Genomic DNA, 20858 nt, shown 5'->3' on the forward strand with positions numbered 1-20858 from the left:
CATGCCTAAGTTTTTTATCGAACACCCTGTCTTTGCCTGGGTGGTGGCGATCCTGATCTCGCTTGCGGGCGTGATCTCGATCCTGAATCTGGGTATCGAGTCGTACCCCACGATCGCCCCGCCGCAGGTCACCGTCACCGCCAACTTCCCCGGCGCCAGCGCCGATACCGCCGAAAAAGCGGTGACCCAGGTCATCGAGCAGCAGCTCACCGGTATCGACCACCTGCTGTACTTCAACTCGTCCTCGGCCGCCAACGGCCGCGTGACCATCACGCTGACCTTCGAAACCGGCACCGACGCGGATATCGCCCAGGTGCAGGTGCAGAACAAGGTGTCGCTGGCCACGCCGCGTCTGCCCTCGGAAGTCACCCAGCAGGGTGTGGTGGTGGCCAAGGCCAACGCCGGCTTCCTGATGGTGGCCGCGTTGCGCTCGGACAACCCGTCGATCAACCGCGACGCGCTCAACGACATCGTCGGCTCGCGCGTGCTCGAGCAGATTTCGCGCGTGCCCGGCGTGGGCAGCACCAACCAGTTCGGCGCCGAGTACGCGATGAACATCTGGCTGAACCCGGAGAAGCTGCAGGGCTACAACCTGTCGGCGACCCAGGTGCTGACCGCGGTGCGTAACCAGAACGTGCAGTTCGCTGCCGGTTCGGTAGGCGCCGACCCGACTCCGGAAGGCATCAGCTTCACCGCCACCGTGTCGGCCGAGGGCCGCTTCAGCTCGCCGGAACAGTTCGAGAACATCATCCTGCGCACCGACAACAACGGTGCCACGGTGCGCTTGAAGGATGTCGCGCGGGTCACCGTGGGGCCGAGCAACTACGGCTTCGACACCCAGTACAACGGCAAGCCCACCGGTGCCTTCGGTATCCAGCTGCTGCCGGGCGCCAACGCCCTGAACGTGTCCGAGGCGGTCGGTGCCAAGCTCGACGAACTGCAGCCGACCTTCCCGCAGGGCGTGACCTGGTTTGCGCCGTACGAATCGACCACCTTCGTGCGCATCTCCATCGAGGAAGTGATCCACACGCTGGTGGAAGCCATCGTGCTGGTGTTCCTGGTGATGCTGCTGTTCCTGCAGAACTTCCGCGCCACCGTGATTCCCACGCTGGTGATTCCGGTCGCGCTGCTGGGCACGTTCTTCGGCATGTACATGATCGGCTTCACCATCAACCAGCTGACGCTGTTTGCGATGGTGCTGGCGATCGGCATCGTGGTCGACGACGCGATCGTGGTGATCGAGAACGTCGAACGCATCATGAGCGAGGAGCACCTGGAGCCGAAGGCGGCCACGCAGAAGGCGATGACCCAGATCACCGGCGCGGTGGTGGCCATCACCGTGGTGCTGGCGGCGGTGTTCATCCCCTCCTCGCTGCAACCCGGCGCCTCGGGCGCGATCTACAAGCAATTCGCGCTGACCATCGCCATGTCGATGGGGTTCTCCGCGTTCCTGGCGTTGAGCTTCACCCCGGCGCTGTGCGGCGCGTTCCTCAAGTCCACCCACTCGACCAAGAAGAACTGGATCTACCGCACCTTCGACAAGTACTACGACAAGCTGGCGCATCGCTATGTCGGCGTGGTCGGGCACACCCTCAAGCGCTCGCCGCCGTGGATGATCGTGTTCGTGGTGCTGGTGGTGCTGTGCGGCTTCCTGTTCACCCGCATGCCGGGCAGCTTCCTGCCGGAAGAAGACCAGGGCTTTGCAGTGGCCATCGTGCAGCTGCCGCCGGGCGCGACCAAGATCCGCACCAACGAGGCGTTCGCGCAGATGCGTGCGGTGCTGGAGAAGCAGCCGGCCGTGGAAGGCATGCTGCAGATCGCCGGCTTCAGCTTCCTGGGCTCGGGCGAAAACGTCGGCATGGGCTTCATCCGGCTCAAGCCGTGGGAAGAGCGCGACGTCACTGCCGAACAGTTGATCCAGCAGCTCAACGGTGCCTTCTACGGCATCAAGGGCGCGCAGATCTTCGTGGTCAACCTGCCCACCGTGCAGGGCCTGGGCCAGTTCGGCGGCTTCGACATGTGGCTGCAGGACCGCTCCGGCGCAGGCCAGCAAGCCTTGACCCAGGCGCGCAACATCGTGCTGGGCAAGGCGGCGGAAAGGCAGGACACCATGGTGGGCGTGCGCCCGAACGGCCTGGAAGACGCACCACAGCTGCAGCTGTCCGTGGACCGTGTGCAGGCGCAGTCGATGGGCCTGGACGTCAGCGATATCTACAGCTCGATCCAGCTGATGCTGGCGCCTGTGTACATCAACGACTACTTCTCCGAAGGCCGCATCAAGCGCGTCAACATCCGTGCCGACGACCAGTTCCGCACCGGCCCCGAGTCGCTGCGCAGCTTCTTCAGCCCCAGTGCGACAGCAGTCGGTGCCGATGGGCAGCCGGGAATGATTCCGCTGAGCAATGTGGTCAAGGCCGATTGGACCTTCGCCTCGCCGGCGTTGAACCGCTACAACGGCTATTCGGCGGTGAACATCGTCGGCAACCCGGCGCCGGGTGGCAGCTCCGGCCAGGCGATGACGGCGATGGAAGAGATCGTCAACAACGATCTGCCGCCGGGCTTCGGCTTCGACTGGAGCGGCATGTCGTACCAGGAAATCATCGCCGGTAATGCGGCCACGCTGTTGCTGGCGTTGTCGGTGGTGGTGGTGTTCCTGTGTCTGGCCGCCCTCTACGAGAGCTGGTCGATTCCGGTGGCGGTGCTGATGGTGGTGCCGATCGGTGTGCTGGGTGCGATCACCTTCTCGATGCTGCGTGGGCTGCCGAACGATCTGTACTTCAAGATCGGCATGATCACCGTGATCGGCCTGGCGGCGAAGAACGCGATCCTGATCGTGGAGTTTGCGGTGGAACAGCGTGCGGCAGGCAAGACGCTGCGCGAGGCGACGCTGGAAGCGGCACACCTGCGCTTCCGCCCGATCCTGATGACCTCGTTCGCCTTCATCCTGGGCGTGCTGCCGCTGGCCATCTCCACCGGTGCCGGCGCCAACTCGCGTCACTCCATCGGTACCGGCGTGATCGGCGGCATGGTGTTCGCCACCGTGCTCGGCGTGATCTTCATCCCGCTGTTCTTCGTGGTGGTGCGCCGCATGCTGGGCGACAAGCTGGACGAACAGTCCAAGGACTACCTCGCGGCACAGGGCGACGCCGGAAGCCATCGTCCGGATCGTTGATCTGGGACATGGCGTAGAACGAAAAGCCCCGGCACTGCCGGGGCTTTTTTTTGGGTTGCGCAACCGTGATATCTCGTAGGAGCGCACCCGGGCGCGACGGGCATGACCGGCAACGCCCGTCGCGCCCGGGTGCGCTCCTACGGGTGGCGGAGTTTGGTGACATGCCGTGCTCGGGCAAGGCCGCACTGCGCGATCCGCAACACCCGCCAGGCACCTGTAGGAGCGCCCCTGGGCGCGATGGGCTCTACCGGTAACGCCCGTCGCGCCCGGGTGCGCTCCTACGGTGGGGTGCGGGGGCCAGTGGAGCCGCGCACCACGCAGCGGCCGGTCATCACCATGCGGCGGATCGGCAGCTGCGGGTTGCCCAGGCGTTCGAGCAGCAGCGACATCGCTGCGCGGCCCATGTCCTCGACCGGCTGCTCGACCACGGTAATGCCGGGCTCGACCAGGTCGGTCCAGCGCTCGTTGTCGAAGCCGGCCAGGGCCAGGTCGTCGGGCAGGCGCAGACCGGCGGTGCGGGCGGCCTTGAGCGCGCCCATCAACAGCAGGCTGTTACTGGTGACAATGGCCTCGGGCCGGTCTGCACCGGCCAGCCATTGGCCGACTTCGGCGATCGCCGCTTCGGCGGTGGGCGCCACTTCGCGGTAGGCCGGCGTCAGCCCCGGCGCCGCCATCGCGGCCAGATAGCCGTTGCGGCGCTCGGTGGCAGTGGTACTGGTGCCGAACAGCCCGCCGATGCGCCGATACCCCTGCGCCTGCAGATGCGCGACCAGCTCCCCCATGGCCGCGGCGTTGTCCAGCACCACGCTGTCGTAGCGGCTGCCGGGGCCGGCGCGGTCCACCAGCACGGTCGGGTAGTCCAGCGCCAGCTCGTGCATGCGCCCGACCGTGCTGCGGGTTGGCGCGAAGATCAGCCCGGTGATGCGTTCTTCCTGCATCAATTGCAGGTACAGCGCCTCGCGCTCGGGGTCTTCGTCGGTGTTACACAGGGTCACGCGCATGCCGGCACGGTAGGCCACCTCCTCCACCGCGCGGATCAGCGCGGTGAAGTACGGGTTGCGGATGTCGGCAACGATCACCCCCAGGATGCCGGACTGCTGGGAGCGCAGGCGCCGCGCCATCAGGTTGGGCCGGTAGCCGGTCTGGCGCACCGCCGCCTCGACCTTTGCCCGTACTTCCTCGCTGACCGGGCCAGTGCCCAGCGCGCGCGAGACCGTCGATTTGGAAACCCCGGCCACGCGGGCCACGTCGTTGATGCTGATACTCACTGGGACCGTTCCCGCTCCATTTGCGCACCTGCAGCCAGGTGCGGTGCCTGATCCGATGCTAACCCGAAAGCACTACGCCGTTTTTGTGCAGCGCACATTGACCTGGAACGTGGGAACGTTCCCACTATACTGCCCAGCCCGTTCCCATCCCGGAGTCCGTCTTGTCCTCTCCGTCGCCAGCCGCCCCCGTCACCCCCGAACTCGTGCGTCTGCGTGCGCATGCCCGCGACAAGGACGATGCCATCGCACAGGCTGCCCAGTTGCTGGTCGCCGCCGGCTGCGTGGCGCCGGGCTACGACGCCAGCATGCGGCGCCGCGAAGGCCTGGCGAACACCTTCCTGGGCCATGGCCTGGCGATCCCGCACGGCGTCGGCGAAGACCGCCACCTGGTGCGCCGCGACGGCATCGCGGTGCTGCAGTTGCCCGAGGGCGTGGAGTGGAACCCGGGCCAGACCACCCGGCTGGTGGTCGGCATCGCCGCCCAGTCCGACACCCACATCACCTTGCTGCGCCGGCTGACCCGCCTGATCCAGGACCCGGCCCAGCTGGAAGCACTGTTCACCACCGACGACCCCGGCGTGATCGTGGCCGCCCTGACCGGCGACCGTGCGCCCGACACCAGCGCCGCACCGGCCACCGACCTGGCCGAAACCTTCGCGTGGACCATCGCCTACCCCAGCGGCCTGCACGCGCGCCCGGCCACCCGCTGGGCCGAGACCGCGCGCGGTTTCTCGGCGCGCGCCCAGGTGCGCGCCGGCGACCAGGCCGCCGATGCCAAGAGCCTGGTCGGGCTGCTGCAGCTCGGCCTGCGTGCCGGCGACAGCATCACCGTCTCGGCCGAAGGCCCCGATGCCGCCGCGCTGCTCAAGCGCCTGCGCGCGGTGATGGACAGCCTGACCGCGCAGGAAAAGGCCGATGCCGAACGCGCCGCGCAACGCCGCGCCGCCCCGGTGGTCGGCTGGACGCCGCCGCAGGCGCAGCCGGCCATCGTCGGCATCGGCGCCAGCCCGGGCGTGGCGATCGGCATCGTGCACCGGCTGCGTGCGGCGCAGACCGAAGTGGCCGATCAACCGGTCGGCCTGGGCGATGGCGGCGCGCTGCTGCACGACGCGCTGACCCGCACCCGCCAGCAGCTGGCGGCGATCCAGGACGACACCCAGCGCCGGCTCGGCGCCTCGGACGCGGCGATCTTCAAGGCCCAGGCGGAGCTGCTCAACGACACCGACCTGATCACCCGCACCTGCCAGCTGATGGTCGAAGGCCACGGCGTGGCGTGGTCGTGGCACCAGGCGGTGGAACAGATCGCCTCGGGCCTGGCCGCGCTGGGCAACCCGGTGCTGGCCGGCCGCGCCGCCGACCTGCGCGATGTCGGCCGCCGCGTGCTGGCCCAGCTCGACCCGGCCGCCGCCGGCGCCGGCCTGACCGACCTGCCGGAGCAGCCCTGCATCCTGCTCGCCGGCGATCTGTCGCCGTCGGACACCGCCAATCTGGACACCGCACGCGTGCTCGGCCTGGCCACCGCGCAAGGCGGGCCGACCTCGCATACCGCGATCCTGTCGCGCACGCTGGGCCTGCCGGCGCTGGTCGCGGCCGGCGGCCAGTTGCTGGATATCGAAGACGGCGTCACCGCCATCATCGACGGCAGCAGCGGGCGGCTGTACATCAACCCGTCCGCACTCGACCTGGACGCAGCACGCACGCATATCGCCGAACAACAGGCCATCCGCGAGCGCGAGGCCGCGCAGCGCGCATTGCCCGCCGAAACCACCGACGGCCACCACATCGACATCGGTGCCAACGTCAACCTGCCCGACCAGGTCGCGATGGCGCTGACCCAGGGCGCCGAAGGCGTCGGCCTGATGCGCACCGAATTCCTGTTCCTGGAAAGCGGCAGCACGCCCAGCGAAGACGAGCAGTACCAGACCTACCTGGCGATGACGCAGGCGCTGGATGGCCGCCCGCTGATCGTGCGTGCGCTGGACATCGGCGGCGACAAGCAGGTGGCGCATCTGGAGCTGCCGCACGAGGAAAACCCGTTCCTGGGGGTGCGCGGCGCGCGCCTGCTGCTGCGCCGCCCCGACCTGCTCGAACCGCAGCTGCGGGCGCTGTACCGCGCCGCCAAGGACGGGGCGCGGCTGTCGATCATGTTCCCGATGATCACCTCGGTGCCGGAGCTGATCACCCTGCGCGCCATCTGCGCGCGCCTCCGCGCCGAACTCGACGCGCCCGAGGTGCCGATCGGCATCATGATCGAAGTGCCCGCCGCCGCCGCGCAGGCCGACGTGCTGGCACGGCATGCGGACTTCTTCTCGATCGGCACCAACGACCTGACCCAGTACGTGCTGGCGATCGACCGCCAGAACCCGGAACTGGCCGCCGAAGCCGACAGCCTGCACCCGGCGGTGCTGCGCATGATCCGCAGCACGATCGAAGGTGCGCGCAAACACGACCGCTGGGTCGGCGTGTGCGGCGGCCTGGCCGGCGATCCGTTCGGCGCCAGCCTGCTGGCCGGCCTGGGCGTGCAGGAACTGTCGATGACGCCCAACGACATCCCGGCGGTCAAGGCCCGCCTGCGTGGCACCGCGCTGAGTAAGCTGCAGCAGCTGGCCGAGCAGGCGCTGAACTGCGAAACCGCAGAGCAGGTGCGCGCCCTGGAAGCGCAGCGCGAGGGCCAGGCATGAACCTGCACGCCATCACCGTCACGCTGAACCCGGCGATCGACCAGACCATCCAGCTGGACAGCCTGCAGCCGGGCGCGGTGCATCGCGCCAGCAGCGTGCGCAACGATGCCGGCGGCAAGGGCATCAACGTGGCCGCGTGCCTGGCCGACTGGGGCAGCCAGGTCGCCGCACTCGGCGTGCTCGGGGTCGGCAATGCCGGCGTGTTCGAGGCGCTGTTCCGCGAGCGCGGCATCACCGATCACTGCCAGCGCGTGGCCGGCGAGACCCGTACCAACCTCAAGCTGGTCGAGGCGCGCAGCAACGACACCACCGACATCAACCTGCCCGGCCTGCGCCTGGGCCAGCCGCACCTGCAGGGCGTGGCCGACCACCTCGCCCCGCTGCTGCGGCCCGGCCTGCCGGTGGTGCTATCGGGCAGCCTGCCGGCCGGCCTGCCGGACGACAGCTGGGCGCAGCTGCAGGCGCAGGCCGGCGCCGCCGGTGCGCGCGTGCTGCTGGACACCAGTGGCGCGCCGCTGGTGGCCGCACTCGGTGCCGCACGCCAGGCGCTGCCCTACGCAGTCAAGCCGAACCGGCACGAGCTGGAAGCCTGGACCGGCCGCCCGCTAACCGACCGCGCCGCCCTCAGCGCCGCCGCGCACGAACTGATCGCCCGCGGCATCCAGCTGGTGGTCATTTCGATGGGCACCGAGGGCGCCCTGTTCGTGCAGCGCGACCAGCGCCTGATCGCGCGTCCGCCGCGCCTGGCGCAGGGCAGCAGCGTGGGCGCCGGTGACGCGATGGTGGCCGGCCTGGCCGCCGCGCTGCTCGACGACTCCACCGATCTGGAACAGTGCGCCCGTCTGGCGACGGCGTTCTCGGTCAGCCGGCTGGAAAGCGGCGATGCGCGCCGGCTGAACCCGCAGCAGGTACGCAAGCTCACCGGCGAGGTCGTCATCGACCAGCTCTCCTAGCAAGGCCGGCGGCGCGCCCGGTGGGAACACCACCGCAATGCGCCCGGGTCTTGCGCAAGACACCACGTATCCCGCCGGCGCTCGCCGGCGACCGAACAACGCAGGAGATTTGCATGTCCTCTTCCATCGTGGTCATCGCCGCTGGCGACCGCAGCACCGAAGCCGTCCTGGCGGCCGAAGCGCTGCGCCGCGCGGCCACTGCCGCCGGGCGCAGCGTGACGATCGAGATCCGCAGCGACCAGGGTGTGCTCGGCGCATTGCCGGGCGACCTGGCCAGCGCCGCCACCCAGGTGCTGGTGATCGGCGACGCCGATGCCGACACCGCCCGCTTCGGCGATGCGCAGCTGCTGCGCCTGAGCCTGGGCGCGGTACTCGACGACCCGGCCGCCGCAGTGCACCAGCTCGCCGCACCGGCAGCTGCAAACGCGTCGGCTGCCGCAGCCAGCGCAAGCGCCGGCAGCAAGCGCATCGTCGCGATCACCTCCTGCCCCACCGGCATCGCGCACACCTTCATGGCCGCCGAGGGCCTGCAGCAGGCAGCCAAGAAGCTCGGCTACCAGATCCGCGTGGAAACACAGGGCTCGGTGGGCGCGCAGGACGCCCTGACCGACGAGGAAATCCGCGCTGCCGACCTGGTGCTGATCGCCGCCGATCGCGAGGTCGACCTGGCCCGCTTCGGCGGCAAGCGCCTGTTCAAGAGCGGCACCAAGCCGGCGATCAACGATGGCCCGGCCTTGATCCAGAAAGCGCTGGCCGAAGCCGGCGTGCACGGCGGCGCGGCGCCGGTCGCAGGCGCCGCCAAGGCCGAAAACACGGGCAACGGCCGCACCGGCGCCTACAAGCACCTGATGACCGGCGTGTCGTTCATGCTGCCCTTCGTCACCGCCGGCGGCCTGCTGATCGCCTTGGCATTCGCGCTCGGCGGCATCTATGCCGGCGACGATGCGCACCAGGGCACGCTGGCCTGGTCGCTGTTCCAGATCGGCGCCAAGGCCGGCTTCACCCTGATGGTGCCCGCGCTGGCCGGCTATATCGCCTACTCCATCGCCGACCGCCCCGGCATCGCGCCGGGCATGATCGGCGGCCTGGTCGCCGCCAACCTCAATGCCGGCTTCCTTGGCGGCATTATTGCGGGCTTCATCGCCGGCTATGGCGTGGCCGCGCTCAACCGCTACATCCGCCTGCCGCGCAACCTGGAAGGGCTCAAGCCGGTGCTGATCCTGCCGGTGCTGGGCACGCTGCTGGTCGGGCTGGCGATGATGTACGTGTTCGGCCAACCGGTGGCCGACCTGCTGGCCTGGCTCACCGCCTGGCTGCGCGGCATGCAGGGCAGCAGCGCGCTGCTGCTGGGCCTGTTGCTCGGCGGCATGATGGCCTTCGACATGGGCGGGCCGGTCAACAAGGCCGCCTACGCTTTTTCGACTGGTCTGATCGCCAGCCAGGTCTATACCCCGATGGCCGCCGCCATGGTCGCCGGCATGACCCCGCCGCTGGGCATCGCGCTGGCCACCTGGGTATTCCGCAACCGCTTCACCGTGGAAGAGCGCGGCTCGGCCACCGCCGCCGGCGTGCTCGGGCTGGCCTTCGTCACCGAAGGCGCCATCCCGTACGCCGCGCGCGACCCGCTGCGCACCATCCCGGCGCTGGTGATCGGCTCGGCCGTGGCCGGCGCGATCTCGATGACTGCCGGTGCCGAGTTGAAGGCACCGCATGGCGGCATCTTCGTGCTGCTGATCCCCAACGCGGTGACCCACCTGCTCAATTACGTGCTGGCCCTGGTGGTCGGCGTGGTGGTCACCGCGGTGGCACTGCGCCTGCTCAAGAAGCCGGTGGCCGACGTGGTCGCCTGACGGTCGGCCACCTCGCCATTGCCGCGTGCCGTCCGCGCATGCGCCACGCCTGATCGCCGCCCCACTCCACCCCTGACTGGTTTCACCGCTGCGCTGCGCACCTTCGTGCGCGGCCAGCGGCTTGCCCATCCCCTAGCTGTCGCGTTCGCCACCTCGGCCACGCCTTCCTTCGTTCGGAGTCCTGCCATGACCGCCCTCGCCCCCCGCCATGCCCGTCCCCGCCTGCTGTGCCTGTCGCTGGCACTGGCGCTGACCCCGCTCGCCCACGCGCAGGATGCCGCCGATGCTTTCAAGCTCAAGCTGGGTTACACCGGCGAAGCGGCATCGATGATCGATGGCGGCCGCAAGAACGGCGATGCCTACGCCGGCCAGCTGATGGTGGGCACCGACGTCGACATGGACCGCCTGTTCGGCTGGGGCGGCGCCACGGTCAAGCTGTACGTCACCAACCGCCACGGCACCAACCTGGCCAACAGCAGCATCGGCAACAGCACCTCGGTGCAGGAAATCTACGGCGGCCAGGGCACGCGCCTGGCCAACTTCACCCTGCTGCAAAAACTCTTCAACGACCGCCTGGAACTGGAAGCCGGCCGCAGCGTGGCCAACATCCACTTCCTCGGCTCGGACCTGTGCCAGTACTTCCAGGGCAACTCGGCCTGCGGCAACCCCACCTTCGTGTTCCGCACCAGCAACTTCACCTACTGGCCGGTGTCCAGCTGGGCTGCGCATGCCACCGCCTGGGTCACGCCCAAGGTCTACGTGCATGTGGGCGCCTACGAGGTGAACCCGGTGCAGGCCCAGGATGGCCAGCACGGCCTGAAGTGGAGCACCGACGACACCACCGGCGTGGTGGTGCCGTACGCGGTCGGCTACAAGAACAAGGGCGGCGACGGCAGCATGGCCGCGATGTACGAACTCGGCGGCTGGCAGGACAACTCCGACTACACCGACCCGCTGCGCGACCGCAACGGCAACCCGGCTGTGCTCAGCGGCCTGGGCTACGAGAACAAGCAGGGCCGCTCGGGCCTGTTCGCCCGCTTCGAACAGCAGGTCACCAACCCGGATCCGTCCGGCGCCCGCGGCCTGACCGTGTTCGGCGCCATCCTCAAGAGCACCGGCGGCCAGGCGATCGAGGACCACTTCGTGCAACTGGGCCTGGTGCAGAAAGGCACCTTCGCCAGCCGCCCGCAGGACAACATTGCGTTTGTGATCACCCAGCAGAAGTACAGCGACGAAGCCATCGAAAACCTGCGCCTGGCGCGCGCCTCCGCAGGCGGCACCGGCACCCCCGCAGACAACCAGATCATGATGGAGCTCAGCTACGGCATCCAGGTCACCAAGCGCCTGCGCATCGCGCCGAACCTGCATTACGTGATCAACCCCGACCAGTTCAACGAACCCACCCGCAGCAACGATCTGAAGAACGCGTTGATTGCGGGGATGCGGATCGATTGGAATCTGTAGGTCCGCGAGGATCGGTGCGTGCGTTGCAGGACACTGCAGCGCACTTACCTAGCTCGGTAGGAGCGCGCCTGAGCGCGATGAGGCATTCCCGATAAAGCCCGGTCGCGCTCAGGCGCGCTCCTACGACGGGTTGCGCTGACCCGCTCGATGCGCCAACACGAAAAAACCGCGCAGCGCGCGGTTTTTTCGTGATCCAAGATCCATGGCCGATCAAGGACGACGCGCCAGCGCCTCCACGTCCTTGGCCTTGGGCAATAGGTCCTGCTTGGTGACGGCGAACGGTCCGATGCTCAGCATCGGCACCGCTACGATCACCGAGGAAATCACCACGATCACCGCGCCGATCATGTGCGTTTCGGCCAGGCCTTCCATCGACTCGCCGCCGTAGATGTACAGCGCCAGCGCCGACAGGAAGAACATCACCGCGGTGATCACCGTGCGCGACAGCGTCTGGTTGATCGAGCGGTTCAGCACTTCCAGCGGTTCCACGCGCAGCGCGCGGAAGTTTTCGCGCACGCGGTCGAACACCACGATGATGTCGTTGATCGCAAAGCCCATCACCGACAACAGGCCGGCCAGCACGGTCAGGTCGAACTCGCGGCCGGTCAGCGACACGAAGGCCACGGTGACCAGCAGGTCGAACAAGGCGGTCAGGCTGGCGACCACCGCGAACTTCCACTCGAAGCGGAAGGCGATGTAGATCAGAAAGCCCACCAGCATGAACACCGTGGCGTACACGCCGTTCAAGGCCAGATCCTTGCCGACCTGCGGGCCGACGAATTCGCCCGGCTGCACGGTGGCGGGGTTCTGCGCGGTGCTGACCGCCTTGCGCACTTCTTCGGCCACTGTGCTGGCGGCATCGTCGCGGTTGTTGTGCTGCTCGCGCGCCTGCAGGCGGATCATCACTTCGTTGCCGCCACGTGCGTTCTGCACCTGGGCGTTCTCGAAGCCGGCCCTGGCCAGCTGCTCGCGCACCTGATCCACGTCCACGGTCTTCTGGAACGAGGTCTGCACCAGCGTGCCGCCGGTGAATTCCAGCGCGTAGTTGAAGCCCTTGCCGACGATGACGCCGACCGAGGCCACCGCGATCACCAGCATCAGGATCAGCACCGGCTTGCGCAGGCGCATGAAGTCGATCCTGGTGTCGTTCGGGATCAGATGAAGCGGAAAAATTTTCATTGAAAGATCTTCCTAAAAAGTCCGCACATGGATGTGCGGGCTCTTGCGAGGGACTCGCATTAAATAGCGACGGTCTTCAGCTTCTTGCGGCGGCCGTAGATCAGCACCGCCAGCGCACGCGACACGGTGATCGCAGTGAACATCGAGGCGAAGATACCGATCATCATGGTCAGCGCGAAGCCCTTCAACGGGCCGGTGCCGAACGCGTACAAGGCCACCGCCACGATCAGGCCGGTGAGGTTGGCGTCCAGGATGGTGCCACCGGCCTTTTCGTAACCGGCGGCAATCGCCGATTTGGCCGGCACGCCCAGGCGCAGCTCCTCGCGGATACGCTCGTTGATCAGCACGTTGGCGTCCACCGACAGGCCCACCGACAGCGCCAGGCCGGCAAAGCCCGGCAGCGTCATGGTGGCACCGAACAGCGACATCACCGCCACCACGATCAGCAGGTTGAACAGCAGCGCCACCGAGGTGATCGCGCCGAACACGCGGTAGTAGATGGTGAAGAACACCAGCGTGAACAGGAACGAGTAGATCACTGCGGTGACGCCGCGCTCCACGTTCTCCGCGCCCAGGCTGGGGCCGATCACGTATTCCTCGACGAAATCCATCGGCGCGGCCAGCGAGCCGGATTTCAGCAGCTTGGCCAGGTTTTCGGCCTCGGTCTTCTCCAGACCGGTGGTCTGGAAGTTCTTGCCGAACACACCCGCAATGCGGGTCGGCGACAAGGCTTCTTCCTTGACCCGAACGCTGCGCACTTCCTTGCCGTCGACCATGGTCACGGTGGGGATGCGCTCGATGTAAACCACCGACATCAGCTTGCCGACGTTGGCGCTGGTGTAATCGAGCATGCGCTGGCCGGCGACGTTGTTGAGCGTCACGGCCACCGCCGGCATGCCGTTCTGGTCGGTGCTGACGCTGGCACTGACCATCTGGTCGCCGGTCACCAGCGCGCGCTTGTTCAGCAGCACCGGTGCGCCGGTATCGCGCACGCGGTAGACCTTGGCTTCCGGCGGGATGCTGCCGCTGCGCACGGCGTCTTCGGCATTGCCTTCGACCACCGCACGGAATTCCAGCGAGGCGGTGGCACCGATCAGGCGCTTGGCCTCGGCGGTGTCCTGCAGGCCGGGCAGTTCGACCACGATGCGGTCTTCGCCCTGGCGCTGGATGGTCGGTTCGGACACGCCAAGCGCGTTGACACGGTTACGCAAGGTGGTGAGGTTCTGCTCGATCGCGCCGCTGGCGATCTGCTTGAGCTCGGCCTCGGGCACCTTCACCGAGATGTTCTGGCCGCTGACGTCATAGGTCAGCGTCGGCTGCGACTTGGCCAGCGCGGTGCGCGCGGCGTCGGCGCTGGCGCCTTCGCTCAGGCTGACCTGGATGCTGTTGTCGCCGCGACGCTCGACCGATCGATAGGCGATACGGCCATCGCGCAGCGTGGTGCGGATATCTTCGGCAAAGCCGTCCAGGCGCTTTTCCAGCGCGGCCTTCTGGTCCACCTGCATGGCGAAGTGCACGCCGCCGACTAGGTCCAGGCCCAGCACCATCGGCCGGCCGCCCAGCTTGGCCAGCCAGTCCGGCACGGTCGAGGCCAGATTCAGCGCCACCGTGTAGTTCTCGCCCAGTTGCTGGCGCAGCACGTCGTTGGCGCGGGTCTGTGCCTGCAGGCTGGGCAGGCGCACCATCAGGCTGTCGCCCTCCTTGGTGACGGCCTTCGGCGTGATGCCGGCGGCCTTGAGGTCGGCGTCGATGCGGCTGCGCAAGGCGTCGTCGAGCTGGGCACCGCGGCTGGCGGTGATCTGCACGGACGGGTCCTTCTGGTAGATGTTGGGCAGCGCGTACAACGCACTGACCGCCAGCACCAGCAGGATCAGGAAATACTTCCAGCGAGGAAATTCGAGCATTGCGACAGTCCCGCGCGACACCATCCCGGCGACGCGCCTAGCAGTGAAAACGACTTCCAGCGGCCAACACAATGACGCCAGCGGTCGTCAGGTGGATGCGGCGGTGCGCGGAGCGGAGCGATGCGCGCCGGTTCGCGGCACCAACTGCGCCCACCTGACAGTGGGCGCAGCAGGTTGGCTGCCGCTTAGTTGGCAGACTTCAGCGTGCCCTTGGGCAGCACGTGGCCCACGGCACTCTTCTGCACGCGGATGCGCACGTTGTCGGCCACTTCCACGGTGATGAAGTTGTCGCCGATGTCGGTGATCACGCCCGCCACGCCGCCGGAGGTGATGACTTCATCGCCGCGCGCCAGCTTGTCCAGCAACGACTTGTGCTCCTTCTGGCGCTTCATCTGCGGGCGGATCATCAGGAAATACATGACCGCGATCAGGATGATCGGCAGCGCGAAGGTGGACAGGCTTCCCATCGGGCCGGGCGCCGGCGCGCCGCCAGTGGCCTGCGCCTGGGCGACGGGGATCAGGAAATCGAGCAGATTCATTCAGTGCGTCCTAGTTTTGGTGCCAGCGCGCCAAGCGGCCCGCTCGCTATTCAGGTACCGCCGGAGCGGAACAGCCGGGAATTATGCCATGCAGGTTCCAAACCGTCCGCGCGGGGCGCGGACGGCCGGTCTCAGCTGGTTTCCCCCGGCAACGGCGGCGTGGTGGCGCCGCGTGCCGCATAGAAGGACCGCCGGAACTGCGCAAAGGTTCCCGCCGCGATCGCCGCGCGCAGGTCGGCCATCAGCTTCTCGTAGTACCAGAGGTTGTGCAGGGTGCCCAGCATCGGCGCCAGCATCTCGTTGCAGCGGTCCAGGTGGCGCAGATACGAACGCGTGTAGCCGCTGCTGCAGGCATGGCAGCCGCAGCCCGGCTCGATGGTGTCCAGGTCGCGCTCGTACCTGGCGTTGCGGATGCGCACGGTACCGAAGGAGGTGAAGTAATGCCCGTTGCGCGCGTTGCGGGTGGGCATCACGCAGTCGAACATGTCCACGCCACGCGCCACGCCTTCGACCAGGTCTTCGGGCCGGCCCACGCCCATCAGGTAGCGCGGGCGCTCGGCCGGCAGGCGCGGATGCAGGTGTTCCAGCATCGCATTGCGCTCGTGCTCCGGCTCGCCCACCGCCAGCCCGCCGATGGCGTAACCGTCGAAACCGATGTCCTGCAGCCCGTCCAGCGAGCGGCTGCGCAGGTCCGGATGCACCCCGCCCTGCACGATGCCGAACAGCGCCGCATCGTTGCCCAACCCGTCATGCGCCTGCCGCGAGCGCTGCGCCCAGCGCAGGCTCAGCTCCATCGAGCGCCGCGCCACCTCCTCGGTGGCCGGGTACGGCGTGCATTCGTCGAAGATCATCACGATGTCCGAATCGAGCACCTTCTGGATCTGCATGCTCTCTTCCGGGCCCAGGAACACCCGTGCGCCGTCGGTCGGCGAGGCGAAGGTGACGCCCTGCTCGGTGATCTTGCGGCGATGGGCCAGCGAAAACACCTGGAACCCGCCCGAATCGGTGAGGATCGGCCCGTCCCAGCGCGCGAACCCGTGCAGCCCGCCGTGGTCGCCGATCACATCCAGGCCCGGACGCAGATACAGGTGGAAGGTATTGCCCAGGATGATCTCCGCACCCAGCGCGCGGATCTGCTCGGGCAGGATGCCCTTGACCGAGCCATAGGTGCCCACCGGCATGAACGCCGGCGTCTCGACGGTGCCGCGCGGAAAGGTCAGGCGCCCACGGCGGGCATGGCCGTCGGTGGCTTGGAGCTGGAACTGGAGTCGGGACATGGAGGGGCCGGGATTGGGGAATCGGGATTGGGGAATCGGAGAAGCGGTTGGCAGGTGGCTGATCGTTCGGCGGATGCCGACTTACGATTCCCCATTCCCGATTCCCGATTCCCTGCTCCACAGCAACATCGCATCGCCATACGAAAAGAAGCGATAGCGCTGTTCGATGGCGTGTTGATAGGCGGCGAAGATGCGCTCGCGGCCGGCGAAGGCCGAGACCATCATTAGCAACGTGCTTTCGGGCAGATGGAAATTGGTGACCATCGCGTCGACGCTGCGGATGCGGTAGCCGGGCAGGATGAAGATCTGGGTTTCGCCGGCAAACGGCAGCAACTCGCCCTCGGGCGCGGCATCTGTGATGCGCCAGGCGCTTTCCAGCGAGCGCACCACCGTGGTTCCCACCGCGATGACGCGGCCGCCACGCGCACGCGTGCGCCGCACCTGCTCGACCAGCGCGGCACCGACATTGAGCCATTCGGTGTGCATCACGTGCTGATCCAGCGCGTCCACGCGCACCGGCTGGAAGGTGCCGGCACCCACGTGCAGGGTGACATGGCCGAACTCCACCCCGCGCTCGCGCAGCCGTGCCAGCAGCGCCTCGTCGAAATGCAGCCCGGCGGTGGGTGCGGCCACCGCACCCACTTCGCGCGCGAACACGGTCTGGTAGCGCTCGCGGTCTTCCACCCCGGGCTCGCGGCGAATGTACGGCGGCAGCGGCAGGCGCCCGGCCTCCAGCAGCCAGTGCTCCAGCGGCGTGGGGATCTCGAAGCGCAGCAGGTAGAACTCGCCGTCGCGGCCCAGCACCTCGGCCTGGCCGCCGGCATCCAGCGCGATCCAGCTGCCGGCCTTGGGCGACTTGCTGGCGCCGATCTGCACGCGCGCCTGCCGCTCGCCCAGCAGGCGCTCGATCAGGATTTCCACCCGCCCGCCGCTGGCCTTCTGCCCGAACAGCCGCGCCGGGATCACCCGGGTATCGTTGAAGATCAGCAGGTCGCCCGGCTGCAGCAACTCGGGCAGATCGCGCACCTGCCGGTCGACCAGCGCCTGCGGCGACGGCGGCACCACCAGCAAGCGGCTGGCCGCCCGCTCGGCCAATGGCGCCTGGGCGATCAGCTCGTCGGGCAGCGAATAGTTGAAATCGGACTTCTTCAAGGCCGCAGGATGTGTTGGCTGAGGAGCCGGATAGTGTAACTGCGGCGGAGAATGGAGATTCGGGAATCGGGAATCGTAAAAGCGGGCCAGTCTGCGCCGTATGAGTTTCGGCCCTCGGATCTGGCTCTTACGATTCCCCATTCCCCACTCCCGATTCCCGCCCCTCACCTCTCGAACTTCGTTGACAAAATGATCGACGTGGTCGTGCGCTCCACGCCGTCGATCGCGCCGATGGCGTCGGTGAGTACGTCCATCTCGTTGACGCCGCCGACCACGCCCAGGGCGATCAGGTCGTAGGCCCCGCTGACCGAATGCAGCAGGCGCACCTGCGGGATGTCGCGCAGCGCCTTGACCACCGCGGGCATCTTCTTGGGCAGCACGGTGATCAGGATGTGCGCGCGGATGCGGCCCTGTTCGTAGGCATCGTGGGTGCGCACGGTGTAGCCGCTGATCACCCCGTCGCGCTCGAGTTTGTCGATCCGGCTCTGCACGGTGGTGCGCGACAGCCCAAGCCGGCGCGCAATCTGCGCGGTGGAGGCGCGCGCGTCCTCGCGCAGCAGCGACAGCAGGCGTTCGTCGGAGGGAGTGATTTTCACTTTTCGCCTAAATGGTTCGTCGATTCGACGAAAATACCCCACTTCCTGCCCGGATTCACGCTGCCAAACGCCGATCTTCTGCCGATAATAGAAAGGGAACGCCACCTTGCAGGAGATGCGCCATGTCCGTCCTCGCCCCGCTCGCCCCGTTGCGCGCCCATGCCGGCCGCCGCCTGACCGATGGCCTGGACGATGCCAGCATCGCGCGCCTGGCCGCCAGCCACCCGGATCTCGCACACGCCATCGACGCGGCCGCTGCCGAGTACGCGCTGGTGCGCGCCGAGGCCGCCGACCTGCTGGACCTGGACGAAGACGCACAGATCGGCGCGGTGCAGGACGGCTTCATCAACTTCTACGCCGACGATGCGGTGACCCCGTACGTGGCGCTGGCCGCGCGCGGCCCCTGGGTGATCACGCTCAAGGGCGCGGTGCTGTACGACGCCGGCGGCTACGGCATGCTCGGCTTCGGCCACACCCCCGCGCCGGTGCTCGAGGCGATGGCGCGTCCGCAGGTGATGGCCAACGTGATGACGCCGAGCCTGGCGCAGCGCCGGCTCGACCGCGCGCTGCGCGCCGAGATCGGGCATACCCGCGGGGGCTGTCCGTTCGCACGCTTCATGTGCCTCAACTCCGGTTCCGAGGCGGTCGGCCTGGCCGCGCGCATCGTCGATACCAATGCCAAGCTGCACACCGACCCGGGCGCGCGCCACGCCGGCGCCAGCATCAAGCGCGTGGTGGTCAAGGGCAGCTTCCATGGCCGTACCGACCGCCCCGGCCTGTATTCCGATTCCAGCCGCAAGACCTACACCAAGTACCTCGCCAGTTATCGCGACGAAGACTCGGTGATCGCGATCGCGCCCTACGACGTGGCGGCGCTGCAGCGCGCCTTCGACGAGGCCGCGCGCAATCACTGGTTCATCGAGGCGGTGTTCCTGGAGCCGGTGATGGGCGAAGGCGACCCGGGCCGCGCATTGCCGGCTGCGTTCTATGCCGCCGCGCGCGAACTGACCCGCCTGCACGGCAGCCTGCTGCTGGTGGATTCGATCCAGGCCGGCCTGCGTGCGCACGGCGTGCTGTCGGTGGTGGACTACCCCGGCTTCGAGCAGCTCGACCCGCCGGACCTGGAGACCTACTCCAAGGCGCTCAACGCCGCGCAATACCCGTTGTCGGTGCTGGCGGTGACCGAACACGCCGCACAGGTGTATCGCAAAGGCACCTACGGCAACACCATGACCACCAATCCGCGTGCGCTGGATGTCGCCTGCGCCACGCTGGCGTTGTTCACCCCGCAGGTGCGCGAGAACATCCGCACCCGTGGTGCGCAGGCAATCGCCAAGCTGCAGGCACTGCAGTCCGAGCTGGGTGGCCTGATCACCAAGGTGCAGGGCACCGGGCTGCTGTTCTCCTGCGAGCTGGCGCCGCAGTTCAAGTGCTATGGCGCCGGTTCCACCGAGGAATGGCTGCGCCACCGCGGCGTCAACGTGATCCATGGCGGCGAGAATTCGCTGCGCTTCACCCCGCACTTTGCGATGGACGAAGACGAGCTGGATCTGCTGGTCGGATTGATCGGGCGTGCGCTGAAGGAAGGTCCGCGCCAGAGCCAGGCTGAGGCGGCCTGAGCGCCACCGATACGCATGGCGAGCAGTCGCAGTCGCTAGCGGGAAGCGGACGGTGCGCAGGAACGTTGGTCACCGAGCGGTACACGCCGGTGCGGAGCACCGGCCGCGCCCACCGGGCAGCCAGTGCGATGGTGGTGTAGACCGCTCGACTTCAAGGCGACGCAGGCAGTGCCTGCGCGCCTGCGGAACAGGCGCGGCCACTCCTGGGCAACCGCCACGCGCCGTCGGCGCTGCGCGCGGCGGGGGTGCTGCCTGGCCCGGTCAGATCGGAACGGCGCTCAGCTTGCGACGCAGGTAATTGGTCACTGCCCGGCGTGGCGACTTGCCGCGCCAGGACGCCCAGCACAGATGCGAGCCCACTGCGACCGTGCCGCCACGGTGGCCGAGCCCGAACCAGGTGCGGTCGGGATGGAACGCGTCGCGCGCCGGGAACACGATGCCGGCAAACTCGCCGGCGTGCGCGTTGTAGAAACGCGTCAACCCGCGCGGGCCGGAAATCATCGGAATCTGCCGATGGTCTTCCAGCGTCTCGGGCGCATGCATGGTGAAGATGTGCTCGATGAAGGCGCGCCAGAACGGATGTCCTGCCTCCGAGCCGAACACCGCATTGCCGATCTTGAACTGCTCGTTGCCGGGCGCGCCCTCTTCGATCGGCAGCACGCATTGCTGTGCCAGCACGTCCGCGCCAAGCGTGCGCAGCAACTTGTAGTCGGTGTCGAAATAGAACCCGCCATAGCTATGCATGTAGGCGCAGCGGGCGATGTCGGCCTTCATCACACCGAAGCGGATCGCTTCGTAGCGATCGGCCAATTCCGGGAAGGCGCGACGCATCAGCGCCGAGTTGTCGGCATCGTCCCAGACATGGCAGGTCCAGCCCGGCAGCAGCCGCTGCAGACGGGCCTGGATTTTGCGCTCTTCCCAAAGCAGGTGCTTGGTCGGCGCAGTGAGATGGAACACGTGGGGAATCATGGGGGCTTCTCGGGGCTGGGGGAGGCAGAACCTCCACCGAAGCACCCGCGTCGAAGCCGGCTACCCGGGTGGAGACCCGGTCGGCCCTAACAGTAGTCCCATTATTAGTGTGACGTAATTCACAATTTTAAATGGTTACGCTTACCGTCGATGTGCAAAATCAATGCAGCACCGAAGTTTGCTCACCGGGTCGTCATCCGGAACGGCAGCCTCATCCAGACCAGCTCGCCTGTGC

General features: G+C 67.7%; 14 protein-coding genes. 6 read left to right on the forward strand and 8 right to left on the reverse strand.

Translation table 11 applies throughout. The features are described 5' to 3' along the window. Nucleotide 1 precedes the first annotated feature (1 nt). Nucleotides 2-3172 (forward strand): multidrug efflux RND transporter permease subunit, encoded by a 3171-nt coding sequence (locus CPBF1521_RS14590; protein ID WP_104582122.1) that lies wholly within the window; start codon nucleotides 2-4, stop codon nucleotides 3170-3172. Between the two features lie 278 nt (nucleotides 3173-3450). Here the strand turns inward: CPBF1521_RS14590 and CPBF1521_RS14600 are convergent, their stop codons facing one another. Further along, entirely contained in the window at nucleotides 3451-4440 is a 990-nt protein-coding gene (locus tag CPBF1521_RS14600; RefSeq protein ID WP_115677453.1) for a LacI family DNA-binding transcriptional regulator, read from the reverse strand. Between the two features lie 161 nt (nucleotides 4441-4601). On the opposite strand from CPBF1521_RS14600, the gene ptsP reads away from it, so the two are divergent. From ptsP to CPBF1521_RS14620, 4 genes are all read left to right on the forward strand, one after another. Beyond that, nucleotides 4602-7121, forward strand: coding sequence for a phosphoenolpyruvate--protein phosphotransferase (ptsP, locus tag CPBF1521_RS14605; protein ID WP_115677454.1), 2520 nt, complete (start codon nucleotides 4602-4604; stop codon nucleotides 7119-7121). Next, complete coding sequence (gene pfkB, locus CPBF1521_RS14610; protein ID WP_115677455.1) at nucleotides 7118-8074, forward strand: 1-phosphofructokinase; 957 nt, start codon at nucleotides 7118-7120, stop codon at nucleotides 8072-8074. The genes ptsP and pfkB overlap by 4 nt, the downstream gene beginning before the upstream one ends. A 113-nt stretch (nucleotides 8075-8187) precedes the next feature. Beyond that, nucleotides 8188-9924 carry a PTS fructose transporter subunit IIC gene (locus tag CPBF1521_RS14615; RefSeq protein ID WP_115677456.1) on the forward strand — a complete coding sequence of 579 codons (1737 nt, stop codon included), beginning with the start codon at nucleotides 8188-8190 and terminating at the stop codon, nucleotides 9922-9924. 186 nt (nucleotides 9925-10110) lie between these two features. After that, complete coding sequence (locus CPBF1521_RS14620) at nucleotides 10111-11388, forward strand: carbohydrate porin (protein ID WP_181901244.1); 1278 nt, start codon at nucleotides 10111-10113, stop codon at nucleotides 11386-11388. 210 nt (nucleotides 11389-11598) lie between these two features. Here CPBF1521_RS14620 and secF read toward each other — a convergent pair whose 3' ends face one another. From secF to CPBF1521_RS14650, 6 genes are all read right to left on the reverse strand, one after another. Beyond that, entirely contained in the window at nucleotides 11599-12567 is a 969-nt protein-coding gene (gene secF / locus CPBF1521_RS14625) for a protein translocase subunit SecF (protein WP_115677457.1), read from the reverse strand. A gap of 59 nt (nucleotides 12568-12626) precedes the next feature. Continuing rightward, on the reverse strand, nucleotides 12627-14471 hold the full coding sequence (gene secD / locus CPBF1521_RS14630; RefSeq protein WP_166767480.1) for a protein translocase subunit SecD: 1845 nt from the start codon (nucleotides 14469-14471) through the stop codon (nucleotides 12627-12629). Nucleotides 14472-14656: 185 nt separating this feature from the next. Continuing rightward, nucleotides 14657-15010, reverse strand: a complete 354-nt coding sequence (gene yajC / locus CPBF1521_RS14635; protein ID WP_104533651.1) for a preprotein translocase subunit YajC — start codon at nucleotides 15008-15010, stop codon at nucleotides 14657-14659. 131 nt (nucleotides 15011-15141) lie between these two features. Next, nucleotides 15142-16287 carry a tRNA guanosine(34) transglycosylase Tgt gene (gene tgt / locus CPBF1521_RS14640; protein ID WP_115677458.1) on the reverse strand — a complete coding sequence of 382 codons (1146 nt, stop codon included), beginning with the start codon at nucleotides 16285-16287 and terminating at the stop codon, nucleotides 15142-15144. A gap of 81 nt (nucleotides 16288-16368) precedes the next feature. Next, entirely contained in the window at nucleotides 16369-17439 is a 1071-nt protein-coding gene (queA, locus tag CPBF1521_RS14645; RefSeq protein WP_104647937.1) for a tRNA preQ1(34) S-adenosylmethionine ribosyltransferase-isomerase QueA, read from the reverse strand. A gap of 164 nt (nucleotides 17440-17603) precedes the next feature. Next, nucleotides 17604-18035 (reverse strand): Lrp/AsnC family transcriptional regulator, encoded by a 432-nt coding sequence (locus tag CPBF1521_RS14650; RefSeq protein WP_104582110.1) that lies wholly within the window; start codon nucleotides 18033-18035, stop codon nucleotides 17604-17606. Between the two features lie 122 nt (nucleotides 18036-18157). Between CPBF1521_RS14650 and CPBF1521_RS14655 the strand changes: the two genes are divergently transcribed. Then, entirely contained in the window at nucleotides 18158-19654 is a 1497-nt protein-coding gene (locus CPBF1521_RS14655) for an aminotransferase class III-fold pyridoxal phosphate-dependent enzyme (RefSeq protein ID WP_115677459.1), read from the forward strand. 261 nt (nucleotides 19655-19915) lie between these two features. On the opposite strand, the gene CPBF1521_RS14660 is transcribed toward CPBF1521_RS14655, so the two are convergent. Then, nucleotides 19916-20623: a glycosyltransferase family 32 protein gene (locus CPBF1521_RS14660; RefSeq protein ID WP_115677460.1), complete on the reverse strand. Its 708-nt coding sequence runs from the start codon at nucleotides 20621-20623 to the stop codon at nucleotides 19916-19918. Nucleotides 20624-20858: the final 235 nt, after the last annotated feature.

The sequence above is a fragment of the Xanthomonas euroxanthea genome (genome assembly GCF_900476395.1).
Classification (GTDB): domain Bacteria; phylum Pseudomonadota; class Gammaproteobacteria; order Xanthomonadales; family Xanthomonadaceae; genus Xanthomonas; species Xanthomonas euroxanthea.

Bases quoted from the DNA above. Each gene is read 5' to 3' on its own strand.
- CPBF1521_RS14590 (WP_104582122.1), top strand. From the start codon at position 2: ATGCCTAAGTTTTTTATCGAACACCCTGTCTTTGCCTGGGTGGTGGCG.
- pfkB (WP_115677455.1), top strand. From the start codon at position 7,118: ATGAACCTGCACGCCATCACCGTCACGCTGAACCCGGCGATCGACCAG.
- CPBF1521_RS14615 (WP_115677456.1), top strand. From the start codon at position 8,188: ATGTCCTCTTCCATCGTGGTCATCGCCGCTGGCGACCGCAGCACCGAA.
- CPBF1521_RS14620 (WP_181901244.1), top strand. From the start codon at position 10,111: ATGACCGCCCTCGCCCCCCGCCATGCCCGTCCCCGCCTGCTGTGCCTG.
- secF (WP_115677457.1), bottom strand. From the start codon at position 12,567: ATGAAAATTTTTCCGCTTCATCTGATCCCGAACGACACCAGGATCGAC.
- secD (WP_166767480.1), bottom strand. From the start codon at position 14,471: ATGCTCGAATTTCCTCGCTGGAAGTATTTCCTGATCCTGCTGGTGCTG.
- yajC (WP_104533651.1), bottom strand. From the start codon at position 15,010: ATGAATCTGCTCGATTTCCTGATCCCCGTCGCCCAGGCGCAGGCCACT.
- tgt (WP_115677458.1), bottom strand. From the start codon at position 16,287: ATGTCCCGACTCCAGTTCCAGCTCCAAGCCACCGACGGCCATGCCCGC.
- CPBF1521_RS14655 (WP_115677459.1), top strand. From the start codon at position 18,158: ATGTCCGTCCTCGCCCCGCTCGCCCCGTTGCGCGCCCATGCCGGCCGC.
- CPBF1521_RS14660 (WP_115677460.1), bottom strand. From the start codon at position 20,623: ATGATTCCCCACGTGTTCCATCTCACTGCGCCGACCAAGCACCTGCTT.